The sequence below is a fragment of the Staphylococcus sp. TCBT05 genome (assembly GCF_055179755.1).
Genome location: NZ_JBUQDQ010000045.1, coordinates 1 through 8,797 on the forward strand (window position 1 = coordinate 1; position 8,797 = coordinate 8,797).

General features: G+C 31.8%; 9 protein-coding genes and 2 pseudogenes. 5 read left to right on the forward strand and 6 right to left on the reverse strand.

Annotation, left to right across the window (positions count from 1 at the left end):
• Nucleotides 1-1,182 precede the first annotated feature (1,182 nt).
• The 4 genes and pseudogenes from ACY191_RS14260 (at nucleotide 1,183) to ACY191_RS14275 (ending at nucleotide 4,329) form a co-directional block, all read left to right on the forward strand.
• Nucleotides 1,183-1,882 (forward strand): annotated as a pseudogene (locus ACY191_RS14260) (IS6 family transposase).
• Nucleotides 1,883-2,279: 397 nt separating this feature from the next.
• On the forward strand, nucleotides 2,280-2,684 hold the full coding sequence (locus ACY191_RS14265; protein WP_000482307.1) for a DUF3221 domain-containing protein: 405 nt from the start codon (nucleotides 2,280-2,282) through the stop codon (nucleotides 2,682-2,684).
• Nucleotides 2,685-2,968: 284 nt separating this feature from the next.
• Nucleotides 2,969-3,790, forward strand: coding sequence for an arylamine N-acetyltransferase family protein (locus ACY191_RS14270; protein WP_463270064.1), 822 nt, complete (start codon nucleotides 2,969-2,971; stop codon nucleotides 3,788-3,790).
• A gap of 308 nt (nucleotides 3,791-4,098) precedes the next feature.
• Complete coding sequence (locus ACY191_RS14275; protein WP_153602997.1) at nucleotides 4,099-4,329, forward strand: DUF2187 domain-containing protein; 231 nt, start codon at nucleotides 4,099-4,101, stop codon at nucleotides 4,327-4,329.
• A 233-nt stretch (nucleotides 4,330-4,562) separates the two neighbouring features.
• On the opposite strand, the gene ACY191_RS14280 is transcribed toward ACY191_RS14275, so the two are convergent.
• Complete coding sequence (locus ACY191_RS14280; RefSeq protein ID WP_463270068.1) at nucleotides 4,563-5,558, reverse strand: DUF4046 domain-containing protein; 996 nt, start codon at nucleotides 5,556-5,558, stop codon at nucleotides 4,563-4,565.
• Between the two features lie 303 nt (nucleotides 5,559-5,861).
• Nucleotides 5,862-6,731: a transposase gene (locus ACY191_RS14285; RefSeq protein WP_463270065.1), complete on the reverse strand. Its 870-nt coding sequence runs from the start codon at nucleotides 6,729-6,731 to the stop codon at nucleotides 5,862-5,864.
• Nucleotides 6,732-7,197: 466 nt separating this feature from the next.
• On the opposite strand from ACY191_RS14285, the gene ACY191_RS14290 reads away from it, so the two are divergent.
• Entirely contained in the window at nucleotides 7,198-7,476 is a 279-nt protein-coding gene (locus tag ACY191_RS14290; protein ID WP_001043043.1) for an HU family DNA-binding protein, read from the forward strand.
• A gap of 52 nt (nucleotides 7,477-7,528) precedes the next feature.
• On the opposite strand, the gene hfq is transcribed toward ACY191_RS14290, so the two are convergent.
• The 4 genes and pseudogenes from hfq to ACY191_RS14310 all read right to left on the reverse strand — a co-directional run.
• A complete protein-coding gene (gene hfq, locus ACY191_RS14295) occupies nucleotides 7,529-7,762 on the reverse strand; it encodes an RNA chaperone Hfq (protein ID WP_463270066.1) in 234 nt (77 codons plus the stop codon).
• Nucleotides 7,763-7,783: 21 nt separating this feature from the next.
• The gene (locus tag ACY191_RS14300; protein WP_061687925.1) at nucleotides 7,784-8,065 is read right to left on the reverse strand and encodes an AbrB/MazE/SpoVT family DNA-binding domain-containing protein; all 282 of its coding nucleotides are present in this window, start codon (nucleotides 8,063-8,065) and stop codon (nucleotides 7,784-7,786) included.
• Between the two features lie 123 nt (nucleotides 8,066-8,188).
• Nucleotides 8,189-8,494 (reverse strand): ArsR/SmtB family transcription factor, encoded by a 306-nt coding sequence (locus ACY191_RS14305; RefSeq protein WP_463270067.1) that lies wholly within the window; start codon nucleotides 8,492-8,494, stop codon nucleotides 8,189-8,191.
• 115 nt (nucleotides 8,495-8,609) lie between these two features.
• Nucleotides 8,610-8,797: pseudogene (locus tag ACY191_RS14310) on the reverse strand (hypothetical protein); the annotation flags it as partial.

The following is an 8,797-nucleotide window of genomic DNA, read 5'->3' on the forward strand; positions in this document are numbered from 1 at the left end:
TTGTAAACTTGATGTTTCAACGTTTCATAGATAGGGACCCTTCGTTTGTAAAGGTATACCTTTACAAACTGATGTTTACTTTCTCTATTGTTGAATGGAGATTTTCTTTTTTAATAGGGCTAGGCTCTCTACATTGGGAACACATCAATTTCTTTGTGGAATAAAATGTTGAGGGATTACATTTAACCGAGTGATAATCCTAACTTCCTTTGTATATAAAAGAGCTGATTTATTCTGAACAGATTAAAATCTTGCTGTTTCTTGTCTAAATTTACTTAGCGTGTTTTTTTGAAATACTGGGACTTCTAGTATGACAAAAGCTTAATTTATTGAAAATTAAGAATAATCAGTATGCAATCTATCAATTTACTATATATTACATTTGTGTAAATATTGTTATAAGGACATTTTTTAAAACTTTCCCCTAATAAAGTTTTGAAAGAGTTGTCTCATGTAAATATTCTCCATGTTGTAAATATGCCAAGAAAAGAGAATCCATTTGGATTCTCTTTTCATTGTAACGAGTGTAAATAAAAATTAATATTTTTATAATAGGATTTTAAAATAATAGTAATCTTTCCTGCCCATTATTAGAATAGGGGGTGAAGAGTATGTTCAATTGGACAACACCGGATGAAGTAATAGTTGGCATATTATTTATAGGAGCAATAGCAATTGCAACTAGATACATAATTAATCAGATACAATAAAGTATCTATAAAATTAGGTGCTTTTTTCTTTGTTGTATAGAAATTACACATTAAACGTGAATTTGAACTAAATAGACATTCGGATAGAAAACGTCCTTCTTTAATTTAATTATAGATTTAATAATATTCGAAAAATTAAATGGTATAATTTTCTAAGTTGAATTAAATCCTTACAGTTTCTTTATAGTGAATTAAGAACGGAAAAAATAAAAAGAGTAATTTTATCAATACGAGTTTTTTCTTTTACATATTAAAATGGAAGTACCCTTTCAATGTATACTGACCCCTTTACAAATGGTGAAGGGATTTTTTTATTTAATAAATTAGTTTTACAAAACATATAAAATGTTAAACTCGTAAAAAACAGGAATATCATGCAATTCCCTTTGACATTTTTTTCGCGGTCATGGTGCAAAAAATCTCTTAAACTTAGACATACTGATATTACTACTCTAAAAAGGGCATTATCAGTATGAGAAACCAAAATTTGTTTAATCTGAAACATTATCAGCCTAAAATCATCCTTCTTACAGTGAGATGGTACTTACGGTACAACTTAAGCTTTCGTAATTTGGTGGAAATGATGGAAGAACGAGGCCTATCGATAGCTCATACCACGATTATGCGTTGGGTCCATCAATATGGTCCTGAGTTAGATAAGAGAATTCGACATTATCTCAAGCCGAGCAATGACTCATGGAAAGTAGATAAAACATACATAAAAGTAAAAGAGGAATGGATGTATTTGTATGGTGCGGTCGATTCAAAAGGGAATACCATTGATTTTTAATTAAGTAAAAATAGAAGTACCAAATCAACCAAGCGCTTTTTCGTATGTATCCAATCCTCGTGTCATTACTGTAGATAATAATCCATCTCATCCAGTAGCAGTTGAGGAGTTAAAAGAAGAAAAAAAGATGCCAAAAGGCATCCAAATAAGACAAATGAAATATCTTAACAACATTGTGGAACAGGATTATCGGCTCATTAAAAGGAGAGTCCTTCCTATGTGAGAGCTCAAGTCTTTTGACAAAGCTACATCCATTTTTTTAGTAGTAGAAGCTATGCATATGATCAAAAAAGAACAGATTGATTTACGGGACCAGTCTGTCCAAAATCAGAAAGAATTCATTAATTGTTTGGACTTGCAGCATAACATACGATTCCGTTAGGAATATATGTGCTTTATTCTCTTTTATTTTTGCACCAGAGCCGATTGAAGGAAAACAGCCAAAGAAGTGGAAAAATAATCCCTCTATTATATATAACAGAGGAATATATATATTTATTCATAAAAAAACAAAAAAAGGAGAGGGATATCTCCCTCTCCACCAATAAAATCAAACATATTTACAATTAAGGAAGGGCATACATTCATCAAGTGATGAAAGGAACACTAATAGTTCACATAGTGAATTATAACATAAAACAACCCCTATTAATAGTTAATATTACCATTAATGGAAGTATTGTTACAACTTTGTTAAATATCTTAATATTAAAAGGTTTTATATGTATACAAATGGAATGTGCATAGTGTAGGAGTAAAATATAAGGGGGATATATATTATGTTTAACAAAAAACAAAAATTAATAACAACCGTAACAGCTTTAACATTAGGATGTGGATTTACTTTCGGATTAACACCAGCCTTTGCAGATTCTACTAAGATGTCTGCAAATAATACTCCTGTTCACTCTATTCAAAACCAAGAGCAAGAGCCTTTTACGGGATATGTCATTTCAGTAGATAAGAATTACTTAGTGGTTGCTGCCACTTCTACAAAAGACGAAGCGCTCGCTTACCAAAATGATTGGTGGGATCTAGTCTCTCAGAATAAAATTTTACGAGTTCCTGTTTCAGGTGGGGAAAATTACACATTAGGTGAAAAATTAAACGTATATGCAGTTGGTTGGACTGCATCATTACCACCAATCGCTGTTATGCCTACAATTGAAAAATTAGCCCAATAGGTAATAGCATCTGATATAAAATAAATAACCGATTCCTTAATTGTATAAGGAATCGGTTATTTTTTGTGAAAAATATATCTAAACGTACAATTTTCCTGAAATGATACGGTGCCCCAATATAGTTTTAGAAATTTTAAAAACACATTCACTTATACTCTCTTTGAAGCCTTGGGATGTACACAGCCACCTAAAATCTGTTATTATATCTATATATTGCATGAATCATATATCCTTTGTATATCGTTGAAATTATGTAAATTCTATGAATGGAAGGGGGATATAAAATGTTAACTGAATTGCAAAAAAAGTTTTTCTCAAAATTAAAAATTTCGACAAAAGATAATGTAGAATTTGAAGATTTACATGCAATTCTTTTACAAATGGGGTACTTATTACCGTATGAAAATATAGATATTATGGAAGAAAACATGCAAGATTTTTCTAGAGATAATATTGAAGAAAAACTCCTTTTAAAAAATCGTGGCGGATTATGCTATGAGATTAATTCATTATTATATTATTTTTTGTGTGATTGTGGATTTAATGTGTATCGAGTAGCTGGAACTCTATATGATCCAAAAACAAGAAAGTGGAACCCTGATGATGGTCATGTACTCATCGTTTTACAGTACAAAGATGAAAACTATGTAATAGATGCTGGTTTTGCAGCTTATCTTCCTTTACATCCGGTTCCTTTTCATGGTGACAGTGTAACTTCTGTGACGGGAGAATATCGTGTTCGTAAAAAAAACACAGAGAAAGGAACCCATGTATTTGAAATGAAAAAAGGAGAGAATGGAGAAACTTCTCATTTTCTTGATTCAGACCTTACTGATACCTGGTCGATAGGTTATGCTTTTTATCTAAACAATATTGATGAAAAGAAAGTAAATGATATACAAAATATGGTTATAAATCATCCAGAATCACCAGTAAATAAGGGGATTATTATTTGCAAGCTAATTGAACATGGTCATATTGCACTTACTAAGCAAAGTTTTACAGAAACACAACATGGAAATAAATCTAAAAAAGAAATAACAGAGAAACAATATTATCAGATACTTAAAGATAAATTTAATATTTTTTATAAAAACAACATGTAGAAAGTTATAAGTTTTTATAGGAGTACTGTCACATGCTCCCATCGAGCCATATGTAAGATGGTTTCCCCGTTACGAGTAATGAGATAGTTTGATTCACCTTTTATATATTATCTAAAAAAGAACTTGTAGGAATCCCTACAAGTTCTTTTTGTTTTTCTTATTGTATTTAGAGTGAAAAATTTTAAATATAGAAGTGATGAAGAAATATGATATTAAGCGTTCTTCATTTTATAGACTTATTAAACAGTATGAAGAAGTAAAAAAAGGGAAACCTAACGAATAATTAATGATGATTTAGGGGGTACCAAATGGAGCATAAAACAAAGGTAACAATTGGGGATTACGTTCAATTTTCATATCGCAAAAATCCTAATTTACAATTAACCGGATATGTAGTAAATGTTCTACAAAATACAATTGTTGTAGAGATTACAGAGATAATGGGAGTGGGAGTTGAAATAGATGATGTTCGGCAAGTAGTAAAACATGGTTGCTATAATAGAGTGGTTCATAAACAAATCAAAAGTAATGTTTCATAAAAAGGAGCTCCTAGATAAATCTAGGAGCTCCTTTTTAGATGAAGTTACTGGATTTTGGGTCTGTGTACATGCCCCTATTAAAATAATATCTTGCTTGAACTGTTTCCCTTTAAAATATCTCATTTATGTCTTTCCGTACACCTTTTTCTAGAATGTAGTTTCATTTAAAAAACTTTACAACAAAATTCTTTATGATTCGAGTTTTCATGTCAATTAAATGATGTTTAATAATATTAAGATTTATTTATATATCCTCTGAATGAACTTTTCAAATATTTATTTGGATATAAATCATTAATCATTGCGTATGGACTTCCATTCCAGTATCTTACTACTGGTGTCCATAGTCTATGCCCTTTTAGCCACTTCATTGTGTATTGCTGAAATAATTGATTATCTGTCAGCTTTTCTTTTTCTTCAATTGTCCACTGTAATGCATCTAGCGCTTTCTCTCTCGTCCAAAAGCCACTAGGTGTCATCTTAAACTCCCATTCTTTAAATTGACTCGGATATAAATCATTAATCATTGCATATGGACTATCATTCCAATATAATTGACAGGCTCCTCTCAATCCTAATTGAGTTAGCCATTTATTTTCGTATATATTCTTCAGCTGATCCGGATTTAATTTTTCTTTTTCTTCAATAGTCCATTTCAGTGCTTGTAACGCTTTTTCTTTCGTCCAAAATTTATTAGGAGCCTTAGTAAATTCCCATTCTTTAAAACGATTTGGATATAAATCATTAATCATTGCATACGGACTTCCATCCCAGAGCACCCTTAAAGGTGCACTTAGTCGCCGCTCATTTAACCATTTTTGCCCATAAATTCGCAAGAGTTTATGGGGTGATAATTTCTCCTCTTCTTCAATTATCCATTTTAATAATTGTAAGGCCTTTTCTTTCGTCCAAAAATTTAACGGGGTCATTCTAAATTCCCATTCTTTAAATTGATTCGGATATAGATCATTAATCATCGCATATGGACTATTGTCATATTTATGCTTCAATACGCCACGTAATCGATACTTCGCAATTACTGCGTTATTCCAATTTTGTTTTATCTCTTCTTCGTTCCAATTTAAAATTTTTGTTACTAAATACCTTGTTACCCTTTTAGCCATTTCATTGTTTTCATCTAAATTCCAAGTATTTCGTGGGAATCTATTTCTTTTTCCATCTAATATCTCCTGATAGATGTCCTCTATAGTAATTGTGTCCATCTGTATCTCATAACCTTTCTTTAAAAATATACGTATATATAGTTAAAATGATCTTTAAGCAATTATTAATATTGATAATATAAGTTTTTAGTGGATTACAACCTGTGTACATCAACTAAAAACTTATATAATTTTGCATACATGTTACGTCAAATGTTTTTATTTAATGCTATGTAGCGTTTAACGGTTTTCACATAGAAAATGTATTCTCCTGTTCATTTTCTTTCGTTAGAAAGGAATAGGGACGGCCGTTTTTCGAATTTGTCTCAAAAAAATAGTTGTTTTATCTATTTTGAGGGTGTTGCAAAACTAAAATAAATATGCAATGTTATGAATCAGAAAAACTAGCTGAACATGCAATAGATAACGATTTTGACCATACCAACGTGGCTGTTCCAGCCCTTTATCTTTGAGTTTACTAAACTGTTGTTCAATTTTCCCACGTTCTTTCATCAATTGTTTGCCAAGGATGGTTTTTATAAAATGAGATAATACACGGCGATGTGTACTCTTATTTTGTTCACCATTCCTCGGATTGATTGGATTCATGGCAAAGACGTTACATGTTCGCGCAATTTCATAAATGCGTTGACTATCATAAGCAGTATCTGCAACGGAAAATAGCACATTTTGGTTTTGTATATCCTGAAGCAATACAGGAGCCATTTTGCTATCATGGACGTTCGCTGTTGTAAACGCGTAAGACAACACAACACCTTCTGGTGTTGAACAAACATGAGCCTTATATCCTTTATACCAACCATAACGGGTAGATTTTCCCCATTTCGCTTGTGAATCATATAAACTACTCCGTAAGGCAGTACTATCGATTAATACACAAGGAATCAGCTCTAAATTTAGTTCCTGAAGAACCTTTTCATGAATGACTGGAATACCCTTTTCACGAAACCAAGTACCTACACGCGAAAAAGTAGAAATGTGAGAAACGAAAGAAAGACCACAAAATGCACGAAATGAAGGATATTGATGCAAAAAACGTGTTAACTTACGTAAAGAATTGATTTGGAATACCGTTTTTACAAAAAAACATTTGAGTAAAGCTTTTCTACAGATGAGTGGACGACCTGTAATAGGCGGAACGCCTCCAATAGTTAAACTGTCTACATATGCAAATAAAATTTGTAAAATAGATTGATTCTGATCAAATTTGGTTTTCATACTAGTAAATCCGTCCTTTCTGGAGATAGTTTGGGATACTATCATTCTTCCAGAAAAACGGGTTTTTTAATGCATTCATTTTTGGATATTTATGAGTTTTGCAACACCCTGTATTTTAAGAAAATAATGCATACGTAGTGAATTATTTGAACTATAGATAATTCGTCAAATAAGAGGAATCCTCATATACTACGAAATATTTCAATTCTTCACCATTTTCCTTATACCATATCGACTACTTTGTTCATATCTTATATTTCTTCAAAAGTGGACTGCTTTAAAATTTGTAACACCTGTAAATCTGGAATTTGCTCCCTGTTATATAGCGTGAGTACGAAATATTACTTATAGAAGAAACACTTCATCAATCAATGCTCTGTCTATATCTATCTTATAAGCTATCTTGCGCCATTTCATTTACATCTTTATAATAATACAAGTATACATTTATAATAAGAGGTGCCTTATGAACAAATCAGAATTAATAAAACAAGTCGCAATACAATCCGAACTAACAAAACCACAAGCAAGTCTTGCTGTAGATGCAGTATTAGAATCTATTCAACATGCACTACAAAATGGGGAACATGTACAGCTACTTGGCTTCGGCACATTCGAAGTAAGAGAACGTGCTGCCCGTGAAGGACGCAATCCACATACTGGTGAAGCTCTTACGATCCCTGCGGGAAAAACACCTGCCTTTAAAGCGGGGAAAGCATTAAAAGAGGCTGTAAAAGCTAAATAATATTTCTTTAACAGTAGCATGACTTCCAAGGATTTCATGCTACTGTTTTATTTTAGAATCGAATCGTGGAGATGGCATGTTTATATACAAGCTGTTGTTTCTCTTCAAATTCTATTAAAATAGAAAAAATATCATATCCTCTTATTATTCCTTTTATATGTAGTCCTTTTAACAGAATTAACGTGATATCCTTCTTCTTTTGAAACGCTTCTTGTAATAAGTGTTCCTGTGAAAATAGTATGTTCTTACCTCTATCCTTTTGAAATGATTGTAATTTCGTTTCCAATGAATTCTCCCCCTATTCTTCTCATACAGTTACTTTGTATTGTTCTAGTTCAGCTAACAGTTGTTTTACACCCTCTGGACTCAGTGTCAGCTTTCCACCTATTAGTTTTACATTCCTTGAAGATATTTCTCCTGTGATAGGACACGTACCATGAGGTGTATATTTTTGTAGAACAATCGCATCTTCTTCTACAAAAAATTCTAAAGCATCGCTTGTTTCCACCTGTAAAGTTTTTCTTGTTTCTTTTGGTATTACAATTCGTCCCAAATTATCTACTTTTCTTACAATACCTGTTGCTTTCATAAGCATGCCCTCCTTTTTTACAAATAGAATATTCCACATATTGCGTAAACGTTTACATTATTTTAAAACCATATATACTATAAAAAGTTTATCACAATCTGTAGAAATATTCTCCAGGTCTTCTTACGTCCACTGTTGCAAACCTTCTATTCCCTTCATACCCTCAATCACTTTTTCGTCACTCACTATATAATAAACCTCATTTCCTTTTCGCTCATAGGAAACCATCTTAAACTGTTTTAACTTTATTAACTGCTGTGACATTGTAGATTGTGGAACACGTAGTAACTTCTGTAACTCGGATACATTTAATGGACCTTTCGCAATTAATTCTCGAACGATCATCAAACGCATAGGATGTCCAAGCATCCGCAATATATCTGCAGGTCTCTCGTAATACTTAATATCCATATAGAAAGCTTTCGGCATAATCTCTCCCCCTTTTTGGATGAACGTTTTTTAAATCCTAATATTATCTATTTGTTTCGCCAATCTTTTATATATGCAAGAGCTTTATCTAAGTATCTATATTCTTATAAGTATATTATTCCTCAAAATTCTCCCTATTTCCTCTTTGTATCTTACATTGCTTCCGATGTATCTTACTAAATAACTCATTTACTTCACTCTGTTTTATATTCTCTGGTATTTCTAATGCGTGTCCAAACGTTTTCCTCCAAGAAATTTTTAATACTTTAATTTGCTTCGTAGAGACCCAATTTTGAAGTTTTT

Excerpts from the sequence above, each read along its gene's own strand:
- ACY191_RS14270 (WP_463270064.1), top strand. The coding sequence starts at position 2,969 with ATGTTAACTGAATTGCAAAAAAAGTTTTTCTCAAAATTAAAAATTTCG.
- ACY191_RS14300 (WP_061687925.1), bottom strand. The coding sequence starts at position 8,065 with ATGAAAGCAACAGGTATTGTAAGAAAAGTAGATAATTTGGGACGAATT.
- ACY191_RS14285 (WP_463270065.1), bottom strand. The coding sequence starts at position 6,731 with ATGAAAACCAAATTTGATCAGAATCAATCTATTTTACAAATTTTATTT.
- ACY191_RS14275 (WP_153602997.1), top strand. The coding sequence starts at position 4,099 with ATGGAGCATAAAACAAAGGTAACAATTGGGGATTACGTTCAATTTTCA.
- ACY191_RS14305 (WP_463270067.1), bottom strand. The coding sequence starts at position 8,494 with ATGCCGAAAGCTTTCTATATGGATATTAAGTATTACGAGAGACCTGCA.
- ACY191_RS14265 (WP_000482307.1), top strand. The coding sequence starts at position 2,280 with ATGTTTAACAAAAAACAAAAATTAATAACAACCGTAACAGCTTTAACA.
- ACY191_RS14290 (WP_001043043.1), top strand. The coding sequence starts at position 7,198 with ATGAACAAATCAGAATTAATAAAACAAGTCGCAATACAATCCGAACTA.